Here is a 25,473-nt window from a genome sequence, read left to right as displayed (position 1 = left end):
ACCAAACTATTTTCAAACAAATCAAGAAGAAATCTTTCTTTTTTCGTATTTTTGTCCCAATATGCATGTTTAATCCAAGTAGATAACAACATCAACGAAAAGGAATGAAAGTAATTGATTTAATAAATAACAGTAAAGGTACAGCTTTTTCTTTCGAAATTCTCCCTCCTTTGAAGGGAACCGGAATCGAAAAGCTCTATCAGACAATCGACACTCTTCGAGAATTTGATCCGAAATATATCAATATCACCACGCATCGTAGCGAATATGTCTACAAAGATCTCGGCAACGGGCTCTTTCAGAGAAACCGCCTGAGAAGGCGTCCGGGAACAGTCGCTGTGGCAGCAGCCATTCAGAATAAATATAATATTACTGTGGTTCCTCATATCCTGTGCAGTGGTTTCACGCGTGAGGAAACCGAATATGTATTGCTGGATTTGCAATTTCTGAATATAACAGATTTGCTGGTACTCCGTGGAGACAAGGCTAAACATGAATCGGTATTTACTCCCGAAGGAGACGGATATCATCATGCGATTGAATTGCAGGAGCAGATTAATAATTTCAATAAAGGAATCTTCGTTGACGGTTCGGAGATGAAAGTCACCGCCAGTCCTTTCTCGTATGGCGTGGCGTGTTATCCGGAAAAGCATGAAGAATCTCCTAACATAGAGACAGATCTTTACTGGCTGAAAAAGAAGGTAGAAACTGGTGCAGAGTATGCTGTGACACAATTATTCTACGATAATAAGAAATATTTCGATTTTGTGGAGCAGGCTAAGGCAGCAGGTATCAACATTCCTATCATTCCGGGAATCAAGCCTTTCAAGAAAATCTCCCAACTAAGCATGATTCCCAAAACATTCAAGGTGGATTTGCCGGAAGATCTGGTGAAAGAAGCATTGAAATGCAAAAATGATGCGGAAGCCGAACAGGTGGGTGTTGAATGGTGCGTGGCTCAATGCAAGGAGTTGATGGAACACGGAGTTCCGAGCATCCATTTCTATTCCATCGGAGCAGTAGACAGTATCAAGGAAATAGCCAAAATCATTTATTGATATGTTTTTCAGAGACGTAATCGGACAAGAAGAAATCAAGCAACGACTCATTCAGGAAGTGAACGAGGGGCGCATTCCACATGCCCAACTCATTTGCGGTCCCGAGGGAGTTGGCAAAATGCCATTGGCTATCGCATACGCACGCTACATCAGTTGCACCAATCGGGGCGAGGAAGATGCTTGCGGTGTCTGTCCGTCTTGTGTGAAATTCAATAAGCTGGTACATCCGGATGTGCATTTCGTATTCCCCATCGTGAAAAGTGCGAAAGGAAAGAAAGAAGTGTGCGATGATTATATTGCCGATTGGCGGCCATTCGTTATTAACAATCCTTATTTCAACCTCAACCATTGGTTGGGTGAAATGGACGCGGAGAACTCGCAAGCGCTGATTTATGCCAAAGAGAGCGATGAGATCCTGAAGAAGCTCAGTCTGAAATCCAGTGAAGGTGGATTTAAGATTACGATTGTATGGTTGCCCGAGAAAATGCACCCGGTATGCGCCAATAAGTTGTTGAAACTGCTTGAGGAGCCACCCGAAAAGACGATTTTTCTGTTGGTATCCGAAGCTCCGGACATGATTCTGCCTACCATCTTGAGCCGTACTCAACGTATGAATGTGCGGAAAATTGACGAAGCCAGCATCGACCGGGTATTGCAGAGTAAATATCATGTTCAGCCTGCGGATAGCATTTCGATTGCCCATCTGGCAAACGGAAATTTCGTCAAGGCACTCGAAACGATTCATCTGAATGAGGAGAATCAGTTATTCTTCGAGCTCTTCGTCAACCTGATGCGCTTGTCCTATCAACGGAAAATAAAGGAGATGAAGATGTGGAGCGAACAGGTGGCCAGCATGGGACGCGAACGCCAGAAAAACTTTCTGGAATATTGCCAGCGCATGATCCGCGAGAACTTTATCTTTAACCTGCACCAGCGCAACCTGACGTATATGACCATTAACGAACAGAATTTTGCAACTCGCTTTGCACCTTTTGTCAACGAACGTAATGTGATGGGCATCATGGACGAATTAAGCGAAGCGCAGCTACATATAGAACAGAACGTAAATGCTAAAATGGTATTCTTCGACTTCTCACTGAAGATGATCGTACTGTTGAAGCAATAATAAATATATAACTTATGGAATATAAACTTCATAATGGGAGCGGCGGCCTTTGCTGCAAAGGATGTTCCCGACAAGATAAAAAACTGAATACCTACGACTGGCTGGCAGATATACCGGGCAATGCGGAGGAGAGTGACATGGTAGAAGTGCAGTTCAAGAATACCCGGAAGGGATATTTTCGGAACAGCAACAAGATCAAGCTGGAAAAAGGAGATGTAGTTGCCGTAGAAGCAGCTCCGGGTCATGACATCGGAGTAGTTACATTGACGGGGCGGCTCGTTCCGCTGCAAATGAAGAAAGCAAACTTCAAGGCAGACACGGAAATCAAACGTGTCTACCGGAAAGCGAAGCCAGTGGATATGGAGAAGTTCAACGAAGCGAAAGCCAAAGAACATGCTACCATGATCCGTGCACGCCAAATTGCATTGAACCTTAATCTGGATATGAAAATCGGTGACGTGGAGTATCAGGGAGATGGTAATAAGGCTATTTTCTACTACATCGCTGATGAACGGGTAGACTTCCGTCAGTTAATCAAAGTATTGGCCGAAGCTTTCCGCGTACGTATTGAAATGAAACAAATCGGTGCCCGTCAGGAAGCCGGACGTATCGGCGGAATCGGTCCGTGCGGACGCGAGCTCTGCTGTGCCACATGGATGACGAGTTTTGTTTCTGTGTCTACCAGTGCTGCCCGTTTTCAGGACATTTCACTAAATCCGCAAAAACTTGCCGGACAGTGTGCTAAACTGAAATGTTGCCTGAACTATGAGGTAGACTGTTATGTAGAAGCTCAAAAACGACTTCCTTCGAGAGAGATAGAGTTGGAAACAAAGGATGGCACTTTCTATTTCTTCAAGGCGGATATTCTAAGCAATCAGGTTTCTTACTCTACGGATAAGAATTTCCCTGCCAATTTGGTTACAATCAGCGGCAAACGTGCTTTTGAAGTCATCTCCATGAATAAGAAAGGGATGAAACCGGACAGCTTGATCGAAGAGGAAAAGAAACCGGAACCGAAGAAACCGATCGACTTGCTGGAACAGGAAAGTGTGACCCGCTTCGACCGCAGCCGGAATAATAAAGATGGCGGCAACAACGCTAACCGGAACAATAAAAAGAAGAAGAAGGGAAACAATAATAGTAATAATAACGGCAACCGCCCGCAACAACAAGCGGAAGGCGGAAATCGTCCGCAACAACCTCAACGGGAGAATGATAACCGCCCGCAGTCGTCAGAAAACGGCAACAGAGGGGAAAGAGATAACCGTCCGAGAAATAACAATAACAACCGGAACAGAGGACAGAATCAGGGACGGAACAACGAAAACAGACGTCCGGAAAGGGGACAGAACCAAGAACGTCCGCAAGGTCAGGAACGTCCACAAGGACAGGAACGCCCGCAGCAACAAGACCGCCAACGGGAACAGCAAGGACAGGAACGTCAGGAACGCCGTCCTAATCAGGAACTTCCTTCCAGACCGGAAAGAAATCAGAATCAGGAGAAACTGCCAAATAATGAAAAGCCTACTCAAGAATAGTTTTTTTGTTCTATTCAGCGCTTGCTTACTGACAGCCTGCAATGAAAATACGGTGTATCACTCTTACCAATCCCTTCCCGACGAGGGATGGGGAAAGAGTGATACACTCTCTTTTCAGATTCCTATCACCGACAGTATTCCCACTACCCTCCGGCTTTTTGCGGAAGTCCGCAACAGAATAGAATATCCTTATCATGACCTCCATTTATTTATCAGTCAGAATCTACAGGATTCTACCGTATGGCGTACTGATACCATTGCTTTCAGTCTGGCTGACTCTACAGGAAGATGGACGGGACATGGATGGGGAAGCATTTACCAATCGGAAACTTTTATCAAGTCCGTCCTCCCCTTGCGTTCCGGCAACTACACGATCAAAGTGATAAACGGAATGAAAGATGAAAAGCTACAAGGATTGAGCGATGTAGGTATCCGTATTGAAAAACAGTAAAAGTTAAAGCCTTCTGCCACGACCTGCATCAATCCGCAGGAAGATGAACAACAATATCGTAAATCCCCATAAGGAAGAGCCTCCATAGCTAAAGAAAGGCAATGGAATACCAATCACCGGAGTCAACCCCAGTACCATACCGACATTGATAAATAAGTGGAAAAGGAAAATACTGACGACCGAATATCCATAAACCCGGCCAAAATTAGAAGTCTGCCGTTCGGCCAGGAAAATTAATCGCAAAATCAAAATAAGGAAAGCCAGCAGGACAGCAGCCGAACCCACAAAACCTTGTTCTTCACCTACTGTACAAAAAATAAAGTCGGTATCCTGTTCGGGCACGTACTTCAACTTCGTTTGTGTACCATTCAGAAATCCTTTCCCTGTTAGTCCGCCGGAACCAATGGCAATCTTAGATTGGTTCACGTTATATCCGGCACCGGTCAAATCTTCTTCCAAACCAAGCACTACCTTTATACGGACTTGTTGATGAGATTCCAATATATTATCAAATACATAATTACTGGAATACAGGAAGCCGATAGAACCGATTGTAAACAGAGCAATCAGGAAATAGGTACGTTGCCGCTCACTTAATGCCAGATAAATCAGATAGCCTATCACAACAGCGCAAAGCGCCCATTGTACCCAAACCAGACTAAAGTGTACCCAGTATTCCGATATTAAATAGGCTATCAGCAATATGCCCAGACTTCCACCAATGATATTACGGGTAGCAGGCCATTTCTTGCGATATACCCACACCATGCCACCAGCAAATAAGAGGATTAATAGTAATACGATAAATTCGCCTAACGGCGTTGGGGTATCGGCTATAAATACTTCGTCAAAACGGATGCCGACCACAAAGTAGATCACGGCGCATACGCCTGCAAAAAGTACTACTCCCGGCATTCCTTCACGGTAAAGAACCAGAAAAAAGGCGAGATAAACCAATGCAGAACCTGTCTCTCGCTGACCGATAATCAATAACATCGGAAGAAGAATGATGAATCCCAGGATAAAGGCACATTTTTCTTTTTTGATGCTGAATGAATAAGAGTTCATATATTTGGCCAAAGCCAAGGCCGTAGCAAACTTGGCAAACTCGGCAGGTTGCAAGCTAACAGGCCCCATCACCAGCCAGGAGCGTGAGCCTTTTGTGTCCGGTGCTATGAAGATAGTGACGATGAGCAAGAGAATCATCCCCACATATACAATGTACGCGAACATATCATACATACGGTCTTCCAGCATCAACAAAACAAATCCAAGTCCGAAGGAGCAGATAATCCACACAAACTGTTTACCGGCACGGGTTGAAAAATCCAGGAAGTCACGTTCACCATAGTCGTAACTAGCTCCGCAAACGCTGAACCATCCGCCAACAATCAGGAGCAGGTAAATAAAAATCGTTACCCAGTCCAGTGATTTCCACAAACTATCGTTCCTCGTTACCATACAATATCACTCTGTTACTAATTTCTTCCGCTCTTAATTCATTTTCCGGTGATAACTTCCCGTTTATATATTGTTCCATCATCAACGCACCCACCGGCACACCATAAGTAGCTCCCCAACCACCATTCTCCACATAGACGGCAATAGCTATCTTGGGTTTGTTCATAGGTGCAAAGCCCATAAATACCGAGTGGTCGTGCCCACGATTCTGTGCAGTACCTGTTTTACCACAGGCCTCCAGCCCCGGAACCATCACGGACAGCATACGACAGGTACCGCCGGTGGCCGCGCCACGCATCCCTTCTACTACTGATTCATAATGTCTCTTCTCAATAGTGGTATAACGCGGTACACGATAGATGCTATCTAACTGGTTGTCCTGGATTTCCTTTACAATATGCGGTGTCACGAAATATCCTCTGTTGGCAATCGTCGCTCCTAAGTTGGCTATTTGAAGGGGAGTGGACAGAACCTCTCCCTGTCCGATAGAGATACTGATTACAGTCAATCCGTTCCAATGTCCGCGATAGGCTTTATCGTAGAATTGTGCATTCGGAATCAATCCTCGTTTCTCTCCCGGTAAATCGACGCCCAGTTTGTAGCCAAATCCCTGCGAAACCATGTGGTCTTTCCAGACCGTTATGGCATTTTGCGGTGAACCGTATTTACGGTCGCCAAACATACGGAACAATCCCCAACAGAAATAGGAGTTGCACGAAGTAGCAATGGCGGGAATCAAAGGCAAGGGGGAACCGTGCGCATGGCAACCTACTGTCAATCTTCCGTAATGGAACCCATGCGAGCAAGGGAATGCCGGACTTTGTTCGGTTATGATTCCTTCTTGCAGGAAGGTCAGTCCCTGTGCTGTTTTAAAAGTAGATCCCGGAGGATACACTCCCATCAAGGCACGATTCAGAAGTGGTTTCGTCATATCGCGTTGCAAGGCCAGATGGTTCTTACCACGCTGACGACCAATCATCAAATGCGGATCGTAATTGGGAGAGGATACCAGACAAAGGATTTCCCCAGTTTCCGGTTCGATAGCTACAACACTTCCGATTTTATTCTTTAGTAAACGTTCGCCCAGCATCTGCAAGTCAATATCCAAGCTCAATGTCAGGTTCTTACCGGGAACGGAAGGACGGTCATATTCGCCATCCATATAATGCCCCTGGATACGGCCGTGCGCATCGCGAAGCAGAATTTCAATTCCTTTCTCACCACGAAGATACTTTTCATACGATTTTTCGACTCCCAGTTTGCCGACATAGTCACCACGAATGTAGTATCCTTCTTCATCGGCCTCCATTTCTTTTGCGGAGACTTCTCCAATATCTCCTAAAGCATGAGCGGCAGCGTTGTATGTATATTGGCGAATGGTGCGCCGTTGAATATAAAAGCCACGGAACTTAAATAGTTTTTCCTGAAAGACACCACATTCTTCTGCCGAAAGTTGCGACATAAACAACTGGTTGGTATAGCGGGAATAGCCCGGATTACGGCGACGATCTTTCATGTCGCTCATAATTTTCAGGAATTGCGAACGGGTGATATTCAGCGATTGGCATAAATCGAGAGTATCGAGATTCTCGACTTCTTTCGGCACAATCGTTATGTCATAGGCCGGCTGGTTGAATACCAGCAGTTTGCCGGTTCGGTCATAAATAGCACCGCGTGAGGGATACTGGATTTTATTCAGAAAAGCGTTACTGTCAGCATTCTTTTTGTAGTCATCGGTCGTGATCTGCAATACAAAAAGACGTATCAGATAAATCAGAACAATGGAGAGAGCAATACCTCCGATTACAAATTTGCGCTTCTCTAAGATATAATCTTTTGCCATCGTTACCTCTTAATCCCTTCTATAGCTATGATACAGGTTACAGTCAGAACAGTGCAAAGGAGCACTCGCAACAATAACAGCCAAATGCTGGTGAATGAGAAGAACTCGATGGAGAGTAACGCCAGACTGTGCACAAAAACACTTGCAGTTGTATATTTTAGGAAAGGACTGATTCCCATCGTCTTGAAAGAGGGAATGAGGCTGTCCGGATTATCACGGGGTGTGAACAAACGAAGCAAAGAGGGCCGGAGGAAAGCAAGCAACACGGTAGCCGCCGCATTCATTCCCGGAGTATCGGAAAAGATGTCAATGGTCAGTCCGAAGAAGAAAGCCCACAGCATCAGTTCATTGCGGGAAGTGCCGGAACTGAACTTCAGAATAAAGTAGATATAGAGAAAAGGAGTTGCGTATCCGGCAATATGCACATTATTCAGAATCAATACCTGAAGAAGCACTAAGCCGATAAACCATCCAATTCTATGTATATAAGTAATTATCATTCTTGCGTCACCTTGTTTTCAAGTTTCTTCTGTTCTTCCTGTCCCGTTCGGGCTATCACGCGAACATCACTCAACTTACCGAAATCAGTAGCCAGCTTAATCTTCAACAGATAGGAAAGTCCGTCATTAGAGTCGGACATATCATCCACCGTTCCCACCATAACACCTTCCGGGAAGACAGTCGAGAAGCCACTGGTGACTACTGTATCTCCCAAATTAAACTCTGCATGACGAGGCAGGTCTTTCAGATAAGCATAGCGCGAATCTCCATGTTCCCACTTCAGGTAGCCGAAGTAATCGCTACCAACAATCTTACAACTGATATTCGACTTGCTGTTCAATACCGAAATCACTACCGAATAGGAAGGGGATGTTTCGTAAACAATCCCTACAATTCCATTGCCGTCCACCACTCCCATTTCGGAGCGAATGCCGGAAGAAGAGCCTTTATCGAGCGTGATATAATTATCAACGAGATTCAAACTGTTCTTTATCACATGAGCCTTGAACAGCTCATAATCCGTCTCCGATACCTGCCGGATGCTTTTGATGGCCATAGAGTCGAGCTGACGCTCTTTTAATGCTTTCTCCAGATTAGTAATCTGCTGTTCGAGCACCATGTTCCGGTCCAGCAGATCGTCATTGACCGATTTCAGATGAAAATAAGAGGAAATTCCTCCCGAAACTTCATAAACTGCCCCTACAACCGTATTGGCAGAAGTGAAAAATGCACTCTGCTGATAACGGTTGAACCGAAATAACAAAACAAAACTGGCTACCTCCAATACGATGAAGAGGAACCAGTAATTGTATTTCAGAAGGAAGTTTAATAAATTCCTCATTCCCGGTTTATCTCATTAAGAAAGAGAAACGGTCTACGTTCTTTAATGCCACACCTGTACCTTTGGCAACTGCGTGCAAAGGATCTTCCGCAATATGGAAAGGAATGTTGATCTTGTCGGTCAAACGCTTATCCAGTCCACGAAGCAATGCACCACCTCCGGAGAGATAGATACCATTGTGTACAATATCAGCATACAGTTCAGGAGGCGTATTTTCCAATGCACTCAAGATAGCCGTTTCGATCTTTGAAATAGATTTCTCCAAACAGTGAGCCACTTCCTGATAGCATACAGGCACTTCCATCGGAAGAGCTGTGATACGGTTCGGACCATGAACGATATAATCTTCCGGAGCGTCTTCACCCAGTTCGGTTAAAGCAGCACCCACGTTGATTTTGATACGTTCGGCCATACGCTCGCTGACTTTCACATTGTGCTGACGGCTCATGTATTCGCGAATATCTTCCGTCAGGTCATCACCGGCAGTACGGATGGAGTTGTTGGAAACGATACCTCCCAAAGAGATAACGGCAATTTCCGTAGAACCACCACCTATATCGACAATCATGTTTCCTTCCGGAGCTTCTACGTCGATGCCGATACCGATTGCCGCAGCCATCGGTTCAAAAATCAAATAGACGTCACGACCACCGGCATGTTCCGCAGAGTCACGGACAGCACGGAGTTCGACTTCCGTACTTCCCGAAGGAACGCCAATCACCATGCGAAGAGAAGGTGAAAACAAATGGTTGCGAGTATTCACCTGCTTTATCAAACCGCGCATCATCTGCTCGCAAGCATAGAAGTCGGCAATCACTCCGTCTCTCAACGGACGGATGGTACGTATGTTTTCGTGGGTTTTTTCATGCATCAACTTCGCCTTTTCCCCCACGGCAATCATCTTTTCTGTACGGCGATCCAAAGCCACAACCGAAGGCTCATCGACCACGATTTTTCCATTCGTGATGATGATAGTATTGGCTGTGCCCAAGTCCATTGCTATCTCTTGTGTAAAAGAAAATAATCCCATTCTTAATTCTTATTTTTAGTGTTTAAAATGACGGATACCGGTAGTTACCATCGCCATACCATGCTCATTGCAATAAGCAAAGGATAAATCGTCTTTTACCGAACCTCCCGGTTGGATAACAGCCGTAATACCTTCTTTATCTGCAATTTCCACACAGTCGGGGAACGGGAAGAAAGCATCGGAAGCCATCACTGCACCATTCAGATCAAAACCGAATGATTTGGCCTTTTCTATTGCTTGCTTCAATGCGTCTACACGCGAAGTCTGTCCTACACCGCTTGCAAGAAGTTGCTTATCTTTTGCCAATACGATGGCGTTGGATTTGCTGTTCTTTACAATTTTGTTGGCAAACAACATATCTTCTACCTCTTCCGGAGTAGGAGCTTTGTCTGTCACGGTTTTCAGGTCAGCTACCGTTTCAATATTAGTATCTTTATCCTGCACCAATACACCATTCAGTAAAGCACGGAATTGCTTTTTAGGCAATTTGGCTTCTTTACGAACGAGGATGATGCGGTTCTTTTTCTGTCCCAGGATTTCGAGTGCATCCACATCATAATCCGGTGCGATAATCACTTCGAAGAAAATCTTGTTGATTTCTTCCGCTGCTTCTTTGTCAATGACGCCATTCGTAATCAATACACCTCCGAAAGCAGAAACCGGATCACCGGCCAATGCGTCTTTCCAAGCATCCAGAACAGTAGTGCGGGAAGCCAGTCCACAAGCATTGTTATGTTTCAGGATAGCGAAAGTGAGGTCGTCGAATTCGTCAATCAAGTCAACAGCTGCATTGATGTCGAGAAGATTGTTATAAGAGATTTCTTTTCCGTGAATCTGGTCGAACATCGCTTCCAGATTTCCGTAGAAATAACCTTTCTGATGTGGGTTTTCACCGTAACGAAGTTGCTTCTGGCTATTTACCGAGCAACGGAAAGCAGAGCCTTCGCCGGCATCGAAATAGTTGAAAATAGCCGAATCGTAATGAGAAGAAACGGCAAATGCTTCCTTTGCCATCCAACGGCGTTCTTCGAGTGAAGAAGTAGCACCGTGCTCCATCAACATATCCAGCAATGGTTTGTATTGAGCTTGAGAAGCTACAATGATGACATCGTTGTAGTTCTTGGCTGCGGCACGAATCAGAGAGATTCCGCCTATATCGATTTTTTCAATAATATCTGCTTCAGATGCACCGGAAGCTACGGTAGCTTCAAACGGATACAAATCAACAATCACCAAATCTATCTCGGGGATTTCATATTTCTCAATCTGTTGCATATCCTGCTCCAGGCCGCGACGGCAAAGGATACCTCCGAAAATCTTCGGATGTAATGTCTTTACCCGACCACCGAGAATAGAAGGATAAGTGGTCAAATCTTCCACTGCCTTGCAAGGATATCCCAATGATTCAATAAACTGACGAGTTCCGCCTGTCGACAAAAACTCTACTCCCTCTTCATGAAGTTTGGTAATAATTTCTTCCAAACCTTCTTTATGGTATACAGATACCAATGCAGTTTTTATTTTTTTAGACTCTGACATTGAATTGCTTATTAAGTATTTGGTGTGCAAAGTTACGAAATATTGTTTATCGTACGTAATAAATAAGGTGTGAATTAATAAAAAAAAGCGTTGACCTTCCTCAATGGAAAATCAACGCCTCTTCGCAGATGTATTCTCTATTCAAAAACTATTACCAGATAGATACTCGTTTATCCTTAGGTACGAACATCGGATCCTGCTCGGTGATTTTGAATGCTTCATACCAGTTTTCGATATGAGGAAGAGCACCGTCCACACGCCATTTTCCTAATGAGTGAGGATCGAGTTTAGTTAACCGGAGAATTTCTTCGGGACGGATATTTCCTGCCCACACATTAGCATAGGCAAGGAAGAAACGTTGTTCCGGAGTAAATCCGTCAACAATTTCCAGTGGTGCAGCTTCTGTTGCTTTCTTGAAAGCCTGGAAAGAAACCTGCAAACCTCCGTGGTCGGCGATGTTCTCTCCCAATGTCAGGCTACCGTTTCCGTGTACGCCCGGAGCCACTTCAATGCTGTCAAAGAAGTTCACCATTACTTGGGCACGTTCTTCGAACTTTTTAGCATCTTCTTCCGTCCACCAGTCTTTCAGGTTTCCGTCTTTGTCATATTGACGTCCTTGATCGTCAAATCCATGAGTCATTTCATGACCGATGACCACGCCGATTGCACCGTAGTTCATAGCATCGTCCGCATTCATATCGAAGAACGGAGGTTGCAGGATGGCTGCCGGGAAGCAGATTTCATTGGTAGTCGGGTTATAATAAGCGTTAACAGTCTGAGGAGTCATCAACCATTCATCCTTGTCTACCGGTTTGCCGGCTTTAGCAATCATTTCGTTGTAATCCCATTGGTTCGCACGTTCAATATTTGCCCAGTAAGAATCATTTTTGATCTCCAGTGCAGAGTAATCTTTCCATTTATCAGGATAACCGATTTTTACATGGAAGGTAGCCAGTTTCTCCAATGCTTTTTCCTTGGTCGGTTCGCTCATCCATTCCAGACCTTTGATGCGTTCACCCAAAGAAGTTTGCAGGTTCTTCACCAGTGTAACCATACGTTCTTTAGCAGCAGCGGGGAAGTACTTTTCTACGTACATCTGACCTACCACTTCGCCAAGCACACCGTCTACGGTGCTCACAGAACGTTTCCAACGAGGTTGCATTTCTTTCTTGCCGGACATTGTTCTGCTGTAGAAATCGAAGTTCTGTGCTTCAAAAGCATCGCCCAGATAGGAAGCGGCAGCATCTATCAATCCCCATTGGAGATATAGTTTCTGATCGTCCAGCGATACGGTGTTAATCACATCGGCTACTTCCTTCATGGCAGCAGGCTGACCGATGTTCACTTCTTTCAGGTCTTTCAAACCGGAAACGGTGAAATAAGTATCCCAGTCGAAAGTCGGGAAGTTCTTTTTCAACGTTGCCATGTCCATCTTGTTATAATTAGCATGAGGATCACGCAATTCCACTTGTGAACGAGCTGCTTTTGCCAGACGGGTTTCGATGTTCATCACTGCTTTCACCGCTTTCTGTGCAGTAGCTTCATCATAACCTGCCAACTGGAACATCTTGGCGATGTGCTCCTGATATTTGTTACGGATATTTTTAGTCTGCTCGTCATCTTCCAGATAATAGTCGCGTTGTCCCATTCCGATACCTCCCTGATAGGTCTGTACGATATTCATGGAACTGTTCATATCGTCTGCACTTACGAACATGGTGAAGTAAGGACGGATGCCTTTCTTCTGGCTTTCGGCGATATATGCATAGATTTCTCCTTTATCCTTGAGAGCGTCAATGGCTGCCAGTTCCGCTTTGATCGGAGCTACACCTTCCTGATTCAGTTTTACGCTATCCATTGCGATATTATAAAGATCGCCTACTTTCTGGGCAGCACTGCCCGGTGCGTTATCTTTCTTTGCTGCCAATTCGGCAATCAATGCTTTCAGTTGTTCACGACTGTTTTCGCGCAACATATCGAATGTGCCAAAACGTGAATACTCGTCTGTCAGCGGATGATCTTTCACCCAACCTCCACAGGCATATTGATAAAAACTTGTACCCGGCACAGCCGTGGTATCCAGATTAGCAAGGTCGATACCGGACGTCAGCACGGCCTCTTTCTTACTGTTACATCCTGTTGTCATAAGGCATACGGCAAGAATTGGTAAATACTTGGTTACTTTCATACTCATATAATATGTTATAGAATTATCATGTTATTGGAAAGGTAGTTCTAGCCTTTCACTTCTTCCAGTTCCATCGAAACCCGCTCCCACTCTTCAACAATAGTATCCAACTGCTGTTTCAGTTTCTGATGCTGCTCATACAGTTTCATATCCGAAGCTCCTTCGGGAGTGGCCATTTTCACTTCGATGATGGCTATGGCCGATTCGGTTTCTTCGATCGAGGTTTCGCAATCCGCAACTTGGCGCTCGAGTTTCTTCACTTTCTTATTCAGTTCTTTTTGAGCTTCATAAGAGAGTTTGTTTTCCGAAGGTTGTGCGGCTTCCTGTTCATTATTTCCTTTGGCAGATGCCGTAGGAGAAGTGGATAAGCCTGCCCCTTTCTGAAGTTCGTTCAAGCTATCTATCTTTTTCTTTTGCAGAAATTCATAGATACCGCCGAGGTGTTCTTTTACTAGTCCGCCACCGAACTCATATACTTTAGTCGCAAGTCCATCCAAAAAATCACGGTCGTGGCTGACAAGAACTACGGTTCCGTCAAATTCGCGGATCGCTTCTTTCAATACGTCTTTCGAACGCATATCCAAGTGATTGGTCGGTTCGTCCAGAATCAGGAAGTTGACGGGTTCCAGAAGAAGTTTAATCATTGCCAATCGGGTACGTTCTCCACCGGAGAGGACTTTCACTTTTTTGTCCGAGGCTTCGCCTCCAAACATGAAAGCTCCCAGTATATCACGTATTTTCAGACGGATATCGCCCGTAGCTACCCGGTCGATCGTATCGAATACAGTCAGGTTCTCATCCAGCATTTGCGCCTGATTCTGTGCAAAATAGCCGATTTGTACATTATGACCGATGGTGAGCTTACCATCAAAGTCAATCTCTCCCATGATACACTTTACCAATGTAGATTTACCCTCTCCATTCTTACCAACGAAAGCGACTTTCTCTCCCCGGTTGATAGTGAGGTTTACATCATGGAAAACAACATGGCTGCCATACGCTTTGCGCACATCTTCGCAAATCACAGGATAGTTTCCGCTACGGCTGGCAGGAGGAAACTTCAAACGAAGCGAGGAGTTATCTTCTTCATCTATTTCAATGCGGTCTATTTTATCCAGCTGTTTGATACGGCTCTGCACCTGTACGGCTTTGGTAGCTTTATAGCGGAAGCGTTCGATGAAGTCTTCCGTATCCTGTATCTGTTTCTGTTGGTTTTCGTATGCACGAAGCTGTTGTTCGCGACGTTCTTTACGCAGGACTACAAATTCATCATATTTCACTTTGTAGTCATAGATCTGGCCACAAGTGATTTCGATGGTACGGGTCGTTACATTATTGAGGAAAGCACGGTCGTGGCTGACCAATACGACTGCATTGGCACGTGTAGCCAGAAAGTTTTCCAGCCATTGGATACTTTCAATATCGAGGTGATTGGTCGGCTCGTCGAGTAAGAGCACGTCCGGGCGACGCAAAAGCAATTTTGCCAATTCGATACGCATACGCCATCCGCCGGAAAATTCCGAAGTAGAACGTTCGAAGTCCTCCCGGCTGAATCCCAGTCCGAGCAGAGTCCGTTCGATTTCCGCCTGATAGTTCGTACCGCCCATCATCAGGAAGCGGTCGTTTTCATGCGTGAAACGTTCTATCAACTGATGGTATTCTTCCGAATCGTAGTCTGTTCGTTCGGCTAGTTCCTGATTCATCCGTTCCAACCTCGCCTGAAGTTCAAAAATATGTTCAAATGCCAGTTCCGCCTCTCCCATCACCGTCCGGTTGTCGGAAAGAATCATGACCTGTGGCAAATATCCGATGGTTACATCTTTCGGAGTGGCTACAATGCCATGTGTCGGCGACTGCAAGCCGGCTAATATTTTCAGCATGGTTGATTTGCCGGCACCATTCTTACCGACCAACGCAATGCGATCTTTCTTATTAATTACATAGCTGACGTCCTCAAAAAGCGGCGTCGCATTAAATTCTACTGATAATCCTTCTACTGAAATCACTTCTGCTTCTGATTTATAACATTTTGGACTGCAAAGATACTGAATATTTATTAGATACAGCTTAGTATTATACGTTATGAAAAACAAAAAAGCAGTCATTCTTATTGAATGACTGCCCTCTATCTTTACCAATGTCTCTTCTTTAGAACAACTTAGCAGGATATTCGCCGGCATCTACTAATGCCTGAATCTTGTCTACCACGCTCTGACGGTCTTCCGGATAAGTAACACCGAACCATTTGCTGGTAGTATCCAGTACTTCAACAGTAGCGGTTCCGTCATTAATCAATTTATCCACCATCAATGGGATGAAGAATTCGCTCTTCAGGTTTTCCATGTTCTTCGGATCGCTAAGGAAAGTCTTGAAGAATTCCTGGCTGTAAGCGAAGTAATCAGGAGTGAAGCCCCAGAAGTTCATACTTACCGGAGTCGTGTCGGGAGTAGCAGTCCATTCGCCATCATCACCGATATATTTCACTTCACCGTCAAGACGTTGAATCTTCGTACGTTCTACTACAGATGTCAACAATCCTTTAGCATCTGTGCTACAGATACCACGAGATACCGTACCGCTTTCGCTCAAGGTATTTCCTACACGGAAACCTACCATTGAATAAACGTTCTCTGAATTTTCAGGAAGAGCTGAAAGGAATTTACCCATTACCTGGAAAGAATCGCGACCATAAAAGTCATCGCAGTTGATTACTGCAAACGGTTCTTTAATCACATCAGCACCCATCATTACTGCATGGTTTGTACCCCATGGTTTTGTACGGTCTGCCGGACAAGTAAAGCCTTCCGGAAGATCGTTGATAGACTGAAATACCAGTTCGCAAGGGATGTGACCTTCGTATTTGGAAATAATTTTATCACGGAAATCTTGCTCAAAATCTTTGCGGATTACAAATACAAGCTTACCAAATCCGGCATTGATAGCATCATAGATAGAGTAATCCATAATAGTTTCGCCATTAGGACCCAGTCCGTCTAATTGCTTCAAGCCTCCATAACGGCTACCCATACCGGCTGCCAATAAGAATAAAGTTGGTTTCATAAATTGTGTAATATTAAAAGGTTAGTGATGTCAACGGCATCAGATTTCGTTGCAAAATTACAAAAATAGTTGAATCCAACAGGACAAATATCAATCATTATTTACCTAAATCGTACAAAAATCATTCATTAGAAGGGATAACCGATAGCAAAATGTATTCCCAGATTCTTCATAAAGGTTCCTGTGACATTGTAATATCCACTTCTTTCGGTATCGTAAGGCAAATGCAAAGGTATACCGAAGTCGAGACGGAACACCAGAATATCCATATCATACCGAATACCGACACCAGTACCCAAGGCGATTTGTTTCGGGAAAGTTTTCAGTTCGAGCTGAGAGTTCGGACGAGCCTCATCCTTACGCATCAACCAGACATTTCCGGCATCCAGGAAAGTAGCTCCCCAGATACTCTTAAAAATACGGAAACGATATTCCACATTTGCCTCGAAACGGAAAGTACCCGTCTGGTCGAGGTAGGAATAGCGGCTTTCCGACGGATGGTAGCCACCCGGTCCGATGCTACGCACCGTGAAGGCACGAATACTGTTGGCACCACCTACATAGAATTGTTCGCTGTAAGGGGCTATCGTTGCATTACCGTAAGAGAAGAGAGCACCCAAGGCCACACGGGAAGCAATCTTATTATTCTTGTCCATATTCCACAAATGGCGGAACTCCGTATTCAGCTTTACAAACTGTGCGAAAGGTACGTTAAGCAAACGCTTATCTTCTTTGTTGAAAGGCTGGCCGAAAGCACGGTAAATCAAGGAGGTCAGGTTTCCGGCAGAAGTGACGGTAGATTGCCACCAAATCGGATTTTTTATACCGCGTGCGGAAGCGTTATCATACGTATAGGTATATTCCATGGCAGGAATAAACTGGTCTTTCAAACTGATATATAAGGCCGGATTGGCTTCCGCTATTGCAATAAATTCGTCCGATTGATGTTGCAGGACATTGAATGTCAGTTTGAAAGGGGTAATACTATGTCTGCTTGTACGTGTCGGCTGGAAATCATAGGTCGCATTTCCACCGAAGGATAACAGTTTGTAATATCTGGCACGGTTCAACTGGTCGACGTACAGGCGGAAAGTCGTCGTTGCCGGAAAGTCGAACTCCCGTTTTCCCAAATGCGGGAAGACCACCCGTGGGAAAGTCAAAGAAGTAGAAACTCCCATCTCCCAGCTATTCATCAGAGAACTCTTCTCTCCTCCGCCGGTTTGCCACTCATAAGAACCTTTCAGCTTTACATTCCAGCTTTCTCCACCTCCGAACACATTGTTCCGGGTGACGCCGAATGAGGCTCCCGGGCCGGTCTGGTCGTTACTCTTGGTTACGACATTCAATTCCAGTTCGGCATCCAGCGGCTTGGCAAAAGTAGCTTGCATCGTCACTTGCAAGGTATCGCAAACGGCTGTTGTATCTTTTGGAGCATATTGCAGATCCAAGTAACTGAATATTCCCAGCTGACTGAGCTTCTCCTGAATCTGTTCCTGCCGATACTGGCTGTAAAGCCGGGTACGATTGGAAGCACGCATCTGTGTATTCCGCACAAATTGCTGATAGTTCAACCACCGATAAAGCATGTTCGGGCGAACCTGCAGTTTCTTATAGAAATGAATATTCAGATTCTTGTACAACATGCTATCATTCGGCATTTCTCCATTTTTCCCGTATAAATAGACGGAAGCATCTCCTACATAGTAAGGACGCTGCGCAGCAGCAGGCAACCCTGACACAGGAATCAAACGAAGACTGATGTGTCCTCCGGGAACTAAGGTTGTATCTGCCTGATAAGTCATATAGTCGGGACGGAAATAAAAATATCCCCGGTTACGCAACAGCGTACTGATACGGGTACGTTCTTCATCCAGATCGACCACGTTAAACTGCTCACCGGGACTTATATAGGACATCCGGCGTCCCCGTTCCATTATACGTAAAGTTTGGGGAGTGAAACGTTGATAATAGACCGTATCAATAAAATAAGGGTTCTTCATGTCAACCGTATAAAGAATGCTTGCTTTCAGGCTGTCTTTCTTATCCACCAAGGTTTCATAAGTCACTTTCCCATTAAAATAACCATAATCACGGAGCAGGTTAGTAGCCACCTTGATACGCACTTCCGGGTTGACAGTGGAAATAAATACCGGAGGGTTGGCAGCCAGGCGGTTGAACATCCACTTTCCAAATCCCTTTTTATATTTCACAAAGTCGTTATACATCCACATTTTAAAAGGAATAGGCAGAAGGCCTCCTAACATCTTTGTACTGGGAGTTTTGTCAAGAGCCGCATCAATCTCTGTTAAAGCCGTCTCTCCTACCGGTGTTGCCGACTTATTCTCTACCACCGTTTTTCCTCCGGTATAAAGTACCTCCCCTTCAGGCAGGTGTTTTGTCACCGAACAGCCCGAAAACAAAATGATACCAATCAGACAACTTGCTAATATGTTACTATATATCCCTTTCATGTTTACTTCTTTTTCTTAAAGATGAACAGTTCACTGAGTTTGTCCAGTTTCTTGCGAAGTACCAGACCGACTCCGGTTTCCGTAATCTCGCCTTCGAGTACACTCTCGTAGTTTTTATCGTAGAACAGACGGACATAACGGGTTCCGGTTCTATCCAAACGATATTCCAGAGAGATGTTGTCGATAAAGGATTCCGCATCATTCGTCGCATTCTCACCTGTAGAAACCTTACCTCCGATTACAATCTGGAAACGGTTGTTAAAGAGACGTTGTGAATAACGGAAACTGTAATCCGTACGCTTACCACCCGTATCCGACAAATCGTGATCTTCGATACCGACAGAAACACTGGCATTTTTCAGATTTCCCATCAATGAGTTGATTTGGCTGCTTAATACGGAGTTCAGTGCGGAACCCATATTCAGTTTACCCAATCCACCACCTCCGCCACCAATCGATCCGGTGCCAAGATAGGTTTTCATAACCATAATATAGAGGGCTTGTTTACCTCTCTCTTCCGCCCCCATGGCTGTCAACTCGTTTTGTATGGTTGCATCTTCGGGAGCAGATACATCAAATGCAAAGGAAAGATTATCCAGCCGGTTCTTGACGACAATGGACACATCGAAATTAACCGAACGTGTTCCGCCATTCTCTCCTTCGGAAACAGAAGCACGGATACGATCGGTTGCTTTGAAGTTCAACATCGGGTCCATAGGGTTTCCTGTCCATTCCACATAGCTACCGTTATCGATAGCAAATTCTTTGGCGGCAATGACAGGTAAAGCATATTTCATCAAACCGCCGCTCAACGTATAGCGTCCGGTCAATGTCAGATCACCTTGCGGAGTATATTTCATAGAGAGGTCACCTCCCCCTTCCAGTTCGACACGATTGTCATTGCTTGCATCTAAATCGACTTTCAAACGGACGGATGGATCGATATGTACCATCATCACCATGTCCAACCCGCCTAAAGAAACAGTCGGCACTTCTTGTTGAACAACCGTAGTGGTGTCGCTAAACGAAGTAAAGGTTACCAGACTTCCCAAACGATCCTGTACCGTCAACGGTGAGTCGGTCAAGATATAGGAAACGTCTGTATTACCCAGCAGGCTCATGTTTCCACGCATGTTCAATCCATCCAACGGCCCTTTCACTGTTGCCCGGAAATCGGCAAAGACTTTTCCGTAGACCAGACTCTCACGAGTGCGTTTGGCATCCAGAAGCGTATAGTTCTGCGCCAGCAGATTCAGATTTGCCATCGGTCGGGACATATCCCTGAAATCAACATAACCGTCAATCGTGAATGGAGTTTTTCCTGTTGTATAGATAGCGAATTTATCAAATTCCAACCGATTATTCTTTATCTGTACCGGACGGTCGTCGAACCTGAAATTAGCACCATATTGGCGGGAAAGGACAGAAACGCTATCCAATATCAGTTCGCCATTTATCAAAGGCTGTTCGGTGCTACCCGCAATATTCAGATTACCATCCATATCACCGGCCAGCGTAGCCATTTTATCAGGAATAAATACGTTAGCTACACGTAGCGGGAAATGCTCCAGAGTAACGTTTACTTCCAGACTGTCTTTTCCTGTCTGGGTTGGAACCAGCTTACCATCCGCCACCATCACTTCCACTTTGTCGTGATTCAGATAGGCGTTCAGGTATTGTTTTCCCTGTTCGCCCGGCAGCCAGGTGGCTCCCACTGTCACGTCACCAATTCGTTGACGTTCATAAGTCAATTCATCAATAGCTGCTTCAACCGAAAGTTGAAGATCCTTTTCGGTCTGTACATAGTGCGCTTCCGCAGAGAATAAACCGGTTATTTCCGGGAAGTAAGGAAGTACACTGCTCAAATCAGCCAAACTGATTCTTCGGATTTCCACATCAATATTCTGTAGAGAAACGGTGTCTCCCCGTACAGAATGTACACGGAATCCCATTCCTTCGTCATCCCACATATCTACATTGGCGTATACACGCATATTCTTATGCACATAAATCCAATTATGATTTTCATTGAAATGAAACTTCTGGAAGGCGATTATCGGTTCTTCCGGAATCAAGGTGAGAGCCAGTCCATCGCCTTTTCCTTTGCCCTCGAACAAGGGACGTGCATTGACACCGAGCAATACTCCTGTTTCTCCTTTTCCATTCTTAAAGTCTACCAGCAATTCGGCATCCCGATCACGAATTTCTCCCGTCAGTGTGGTAGAGAAGGAGAATTGCGGATTCTTGGGACCGTTAATAACTCCGGCACGCAATTTCATGAGTGTGGTATCTTGTTTGACGGTAAAGAAGATGGTATCCAATTGCAAGGTATCTACTTTCAAGGCGTGGATAGCGGCTTTTCCATTGATTCCCCAGTTGGGAGCCGTTCCGAATTTCACTGAAGCGTCATGGTAAGCTATCTTCTTGGTAGCCAGGAAATATGCCAAAGGGTTCTCTTGTCCTGCGGAGAAAGAGAAAATAGCAGTTGGCAATGCTTTGCGTAATTCAGCGTGATTCAAGGCTTTCTCATCGATCTGCTTCATCAGTACATCCACAAAATGAGTGGACTGGCGAATCAAAGGATTAACACCGGAACGTGCACTCAAATCGAGTTTCATATCTCCGGAGATTAAATGTGCCGAAACTAAATCCCGACGGGCTTCGGCAACTAAGTTAAAAGTCAGCGGACGCTTCATTGGCTCCGGCATGATTCCCAGTTCATGCAAATCCAGTTGGGTGACATCAATCGTTATTTTACCGTCGGGGTAGCTGTGTGCCAGATTGTATTCAGCATCCGTTGTCATTTTCAATAAAGCATTGTCACTTGTCAGATGTGCAGTGACCAATGCGCCTTTAAGTTCTCCCGTCAGATCAAGATTGGAAAGATGGTATTTAGCATAATGAAGCTGATCTAATGAAAGATTCAATTTGGCAAATGAATGGTAGGACATGACATCTAATCCACGACCATTAGCCGCAGCCGAAAGAGAAAGTTCATAGATAGAGTCTTTCGGGAGGAAACTATGAAGTTGCAGATTGTCTATTTTCAGATCAGCCTTATAGACTTCGGTAGTGGTATTCAAGGCTGCATTCACGTCCATAGCTCCTTGTCCTTCTTTCAAACGGAGATTTGCTTTATATTCAGGACCTTTGATATCCACTTTCGCCACCAGATTCATGCTGTCAGGAATGACAAGCGTACCATTAGGCGCTTCTCCCGACAGAGCGGTCAGGAAGTTCAGGTTTTGAGTGGTCATTTTCAGGCCGATGGTTCCGGTGCGTGTGAGGCTGTCGGCGAGGTTTTCCAAAAGACCACCGCCCTCCAATGCAAAAGCACCCGGCAGGTCTACCGTAAAACGGGAAATCTGCATTTCTTTCAGATTGCCGTCCGTGCCGGCACGGATGACGAGCGGGCGGAATGGATAGGCTTCTTTGAAGCTTTCGGGCAGACCGCCGGCAAATAGCATGACGTCTTCTTTGCCGATATAGGCATTGAGACGGGCGGATAAGCGTCCCGTAGTGGGGATATTGACCAGTTCCCAATAGGTATGGGCAGATAAATCGATTTCAGAATGGGGAGTGTTCAGTTTCAAACCGGGAACACAGATAACAGAATCATTGGAGTAGGCTCTACCCGTCAGGGAAGTGACGCTCAATCCGGAACGTTCGTTCATGGTAAATTCACGAATGACTGCGTTCATATCCCTCCCTTTATACAGCAAAGAATCCAGAGCGATGCGAATATCCCGGACGGCAATATGAGAAGCGTCGAAGCCCTCTGCCGGTTGAGCTGTTCCGGTATCATAGCTGGCGGAGGTTCCCGATAATAAGAACTTCTTCAAGTCGTAGTATTGATTCTTCAAATCTGCTTGAGCATCATCGATGGCTGCTTCTCCAATATGGGCCGCCATACGCATGGAATCAGCAGGAAGTTGCATACTGAACGATACATTTTTCAATTTCAACTGATGAAGAGCTACTTTCCAGTTGATCGGAGCAGAAGCTGTGGTATCTTTGGGCGTAGTTGTGGTATCATTCATCAGTAGCTGCACGTGAGTGTCGGATAGTTCGACCTGATTGATTACCGCTAGTTCATTAGACAGATCGACGCCATGACTTTGCAGGAAGAAACGTCCCAAAACGCCTTTGATCTTCATTCCCTCCATCAAATCGGCTGAATTAACGGCTACCCGGCTCAAAGTCACTTCATCCACTTCAACTTTTCCTTTTATCAACGGCCATGCCTGTACACGGACATTGAGGCTTTCTAAAGATAAAAGGGTGTCCGGCTGTTGAATGACCTCCACGCCACGTACCAACAGATTAAGTGGGAAACGAAGGTCTATCCGCTCCACCTGAATCTGCATGCCAGTTGCTTTAGAGGCGTATGCAGTAACCTCCCGACGCAAAAGATTCTGAACGGGAGGTACATAAAGCAATACCATTAGTATTACAAAGAGTATTATAGGAGTAAGCAGTATCCAGCTTACCCAACGTATCCATTTTCGTTTCATGTAAAATGTGTCAGTGTAAATAAGGTGACACAAAGTAAACAAATTATTCCGAAAAAAGGTTGACGTCAGGAGCAAAATGTTCTGCAACAAAAGAAATATAAGTATTTTGTTTTTTCGGACTTCACCGGAAGCGACTTATATTGCTTCATTTATATCATAGTAAAAGAGATGAAGTTACTTGTTAATCATGTAACCCAATGTGTCCGATTATCCAGTAAGACAGATATCGGCTCGATTTACAGATATACAGAATTCCTTAATAAGAATACTATCTTTGATAATAAAAGCAGCGTTCGCCACTAGCTTTAAATCCCCATTGATCAGAAGCCTCAACAGCAATCAAATGAACACCTTCACAGTACTCTTTAGGTAATCGTAGTCCCCAAATTTGAGGAGAAGATTGCCTTCTGAACGGATTTCTACGATTAAAACGAGTTGGATATATTTTTAGCTGATTCCAATTTCTCACTCTTGCTACATTCACATCAAGTTCTTCTTTCTTCTCACATAACAACCATTCACCATTATCCAAACGACAACGTACTACTGTACTATCTGAAGCTCCATAAACAGTTACAAGCATTTCTCCCTGGTGTTTGTTTCTCAATTCATCGACATAAACATCTGTCGAGTCAATACCAGCAATCCAAATATTCATCTGTCGGGAAGCATCCATCCCTATGCCCTTATACCGGAAAGAATAGCCTTTCTCTGTAAAATCAAAAACAAAATAATTACGAGGAGTACCACATTGCATCAAAGCAGACGGAATACCTTCCCAATCCTTTTCTCCCACCCACCAGAAACCACAAGAAGCCCCTGTTACTAATTCATGTACACAAACATCCTGACCATGTAAAAAATTCCTCTCCACCTGATGCATGTGTCCAGCCAAAGCTAAAACATTCCCTCGTCCTTCTAATATCTCAATCAATGCGGAAGAATTAATAGTATGTACTAATGGAATATGCATACAAAGTACGATCTGAGCACTTTTAGGTACAAGTTTCAGATCATTTGAGACAAAGCGCAATTGACTATCAGAAATCTTACCTATATATGAACGTGTTCCTTTACCATAGACATTATTGAGAACAATAAAATGTACGTTTCCTTCGTTAAAAGCATAAGTAGCTGATCCAAAAGCTGTATTATATGAAAAGGTTTGATTAATCCTTATAGAATCAGCATCCCGATCATGATTACCTATAACTGTCCATGATTGTACAGGCAATAGTTCCATCATTTGTTTGATAGCGGGAAATAAATTTAAATTATTATTCACTAAATCACCTAGAAATATATTGAACGAAGACGAATTTGCTTGCAAAAGTTCTGACCATAAAGAACGTGAAGCATAATCCAACTCCTGAGAATTACCGACTTGTACATCTCCTATTGCGTTTATTGAGAAATGCTTATTCACCTTTTTCTTATTCAATCCGAAATTGATTTGTTGCGTCTCGGTATCCCCATGACTATTCCAATAATAAAATCCTGAATTTACTATTTGATTAGACAATAGTGTCCAATTATTCGGAAAAATCGGAAAGATACTGTTTCCCTTAGAAAGTCTGATTCTGAAATGTCCTTGTTTATCTGCAAGTAGAACAGTATCTCCATTAGATATGGCTATTCCCGAAATACCTTTTTCTCCTTTGTCCTGAATCCCATTTTGATTACTATCTTCATAGACACAACCTTCTATCCAAGCAGCATCTTGAGCCAAGCATTTTGTGGAAACAAGACTGCCAAATAAGAAGAATATATATATAATCATGAACTTTTTCATTTTTTCATTTTATTAATATAAAAACAAGGAAGGACATCTTAAGGTAAAACCATTTATGCC

16 protein-coding genes are annotated in these 25,473 nt (G+C 44.4%); 4 read left to right on the top strand and 12 right to left on the bottom strand.

Annotation, left to right across the window (positions count from 1 at the left end; translation table 11 throughout):
* The first annotated feature begins 104 nt into the window (after nucleotides 1-104).
* From metF to gldH, 4 genes are read left to right on the top strand one after another with little or no spacing between them, the layout of a single operon-like run.
* A complete protein-coding gene (metF, locus tag H8796_RS09610) occupies nucleotides 105-1,058 on the top strand; it encodes a methylenetetrahydrofolate reductase [NAD(P)H] (RefSeq protein ID WP_004299949.1) in 954 nt (317 codons plus the stop codon).
* A 1-nt stretch (nucleotide 1,059) separates the two neighbouring features.
* Complete coding sequence (locus H8796_RS09605) at nucleotides 1,060-2,184, top strand: DNA polymerase III subunit delta (RefSeq protein WP_008997855.1); 1,125 nt, start codon at nucleotides 1,060-1,062, stop codon at nucleotides 2,182-2,184.
* A 14-nt stretch (nucleotides 2,185-2,198) separates the two neighbouring features.
* Nucleotides 2,199-3,722 (top strand): regulatory iron-sulfur-containing complex subunit RicT, encoded by a 1,524-nt coding sequence (locus H8796_RS09600; RefSeq protein ID WP_117936027.1) that lies wholly within the window; start codon nucleotides 2,199-2,201, stop codon nucleotides 3,720-3,722.
* Nucleotides 3,700-4,173, top strand: coding sequence for a gliding motility lipoprotein GldH (gene gldH / locus H8796_RS09595; protein WP_117936029.1), 474 nt, complete (start codon nucleotides 3,700-3,702; stop codon nucleotides 4,171-4,173). The genes H8796_RS09600 and gldH overlap by 23 nt, the downstream gene beginning before the upstream one ends.
* A gap of 3 nt (nucleotides 4,174-4,176) precedes the next feature.
* Here gldH and rodA read toward each other — a convergent pair whose 3' ends face one another.
* The 12 genes from rodA to H8796_RS09535 all read right to left on the bottom strand — a co-directional run bounded on the left by rodA (nucleotide 4,177) and on the right by H8796_RS09535 (nucleotide 25,413).
* The gene (rodA, locus tag H8796_RS09590; protein ID WP_074558944.1) at nucleotides 4,177-5,634 is read right to left on the bottom strand and encodes a rod shape-determining protein RodA; all 1,458 of its coding nucleotides are present in this window, start codon (nucleotides 5,632-5,634) and stop codon (nucleotides 4,177-4,179) included.
* Complete coding sequence (gene mrdA, locus H8796_RS09585) at nucleotides 5,615-7,477, bottom strand: penicillin-binding protein 2 (RefSeq protein WP_117936031.1); 1,863 nt, start codon at nucleotides 7,475-7,477, stop codon at nucleotides 5,615-5,617. The genes rodA and mrdA overlap by 20 nt, the downstream gene beginning before the upstream one ends.
* Nucleotides 7,478-7,479: 2 nt before the next feature.
* Entirely contained in the window at nucleotides 7,480-7,977 is a 498-nt protein-coding gene (mreD, locus tag H8796_RS09580; RefSeq protein ID WP_117936033.1) for a rod shape-determining protein MreD, read from the bottom strand.
* On the bottom strand, nucleotides 7,974-8,819 hold the full coding sequence (mreC, locus tag H8796_RS09575; protein ID WP_117936035.1) for a rod shape-determining protein MreC: 846 nt from the start codon (nucleotides 8,817-8,819) through the stop codon (nucleotides 7,974-7,976). Before mreC ends, mreD begins: the two co-directional genes overlap by 4 nt.
* A gap of 7 nt (nucleotides 8,820-8,826) precedes the next feature.
* Nucleotides 8,827-9,849 (bottom strand): rod shape-determining protein, encoded by a 1,023-nt coding sequence (locus H8796_RS09570; protein WP_004304915.1) that lies wholly within the window; start codon nucleotides 9,847-9,849, stop codon nucleotides 8,827-8,829.
* Nucleotides 9,850-9,864: 15 nt separating this feature from the next.
* On the bottom strand, nucleotides 9,865-11,388 hold the full coding sequence (gene purH, locus H8796_RS09565; protein WP_117936037.1) for a bifunctional phosphoribosylaminoimidazolecarboxamide formyltransferase/IMP cyclohydrolase: 1,524 nt from the start codon (nucleotides 11,386-11,388) through the stop codon (nucleotides 9,865-9,867).
* 151 nt (nucleotides 11,389-11,539) lie between these two features.
* A complete protein-coding gene (locus tag H8796_RS09560) occupies nucleotides 11,540-13,576 on the bottom strand; it encodes a M13 family metallopeptidase (protein ID WP_117936130.1) in 2,037 nt (678 codons plus the stop codon).
* 47 nt (nucleotides 13,577-13,623) lie between these two features.
* Nucleotides 13,624-15,582, bottom strand: a complete 1,959-nt coding sequence (locus H8796_RS09555) for an ABC-F family ATP-binding cassette domain-containing protein (RefSeq protein ID WP_117936132.1) — start codon at nucleotides 15,580-15,582, stop codon at nucleotides 13,624-13,626.
* A gap of 142 nt (nucleotides 15,583-15,724) precedes the next feature.
* On the bottom strand, nucleotides 15,725-16,636 hold the full coding sequence (locus H8796_RS09550; RefSeq protein WP_074558949.1) for a nucleotidyltransferase: 912 nt from the start codon (nucleotides 16,634-16,636) through the stop codon (nucleotides 15,725-15,727).
* A 128-nt stretch (nucleotides 16,637-16,764) separates the two neighbouring features.
* Nucleotides 16,765-19,107 carry a BamA/TamA family outer membrane protein gene (locus tag H8796_RS09545; RefSeq protein ID WP_117936039.1) on the bottom strand — a complete coding sequence of 781 codons (2,343 nt, stop codon included), beginning with the start codon at nucleotides 19,105-19,107 and terminating at the stop codon, nucleotides 16,765-16,767.
* Between the two features lie 2 nt (nucleotides 19,108-19,109).
* Nucleotides 19,110-23,621, bottom strand: coding sequence for a translocation/assembly module TamB domain-containing protein (locus H8796_RS09540; protein WP_187343965.1), 4,512 nt, complete (start codon nucleotides 23,619-23,621; stop codon nucleotides 19,110-19,112).
* 268 nt (nucleotides 23,622-23,889) lie between these two features.
* Complete coding sequence (locus tag H8796_RS09535; RefSeq protein ID WP_117936043.1) at nucleotides 23,890-25,413, bottom strand: calcineurin-like phosphoesterase C-terminal domain-containing protein; 1,524 nt, start codon at nucleotides 25,411-25,413, stop codon at nucleotides 23,890-23,892.
* Between the last annotated feature and the right edge of the window lie 60 nt (nucleotides 25,414-25,473).

The sequence above is a fragment of the Bacteroides sp. M10 genome (genome assembly GCF_014334015.1).
Taxonomy (GTDB): Bacteria; Bacteroidota; Bacteroidia; order Bacteroidales; family Bacteroidaceae; genus Bacteroides; species Bacteroides intestinigallinarum.
This window is presented reverse-complemented; position numbering and strand designations above follow the sequence as displayed.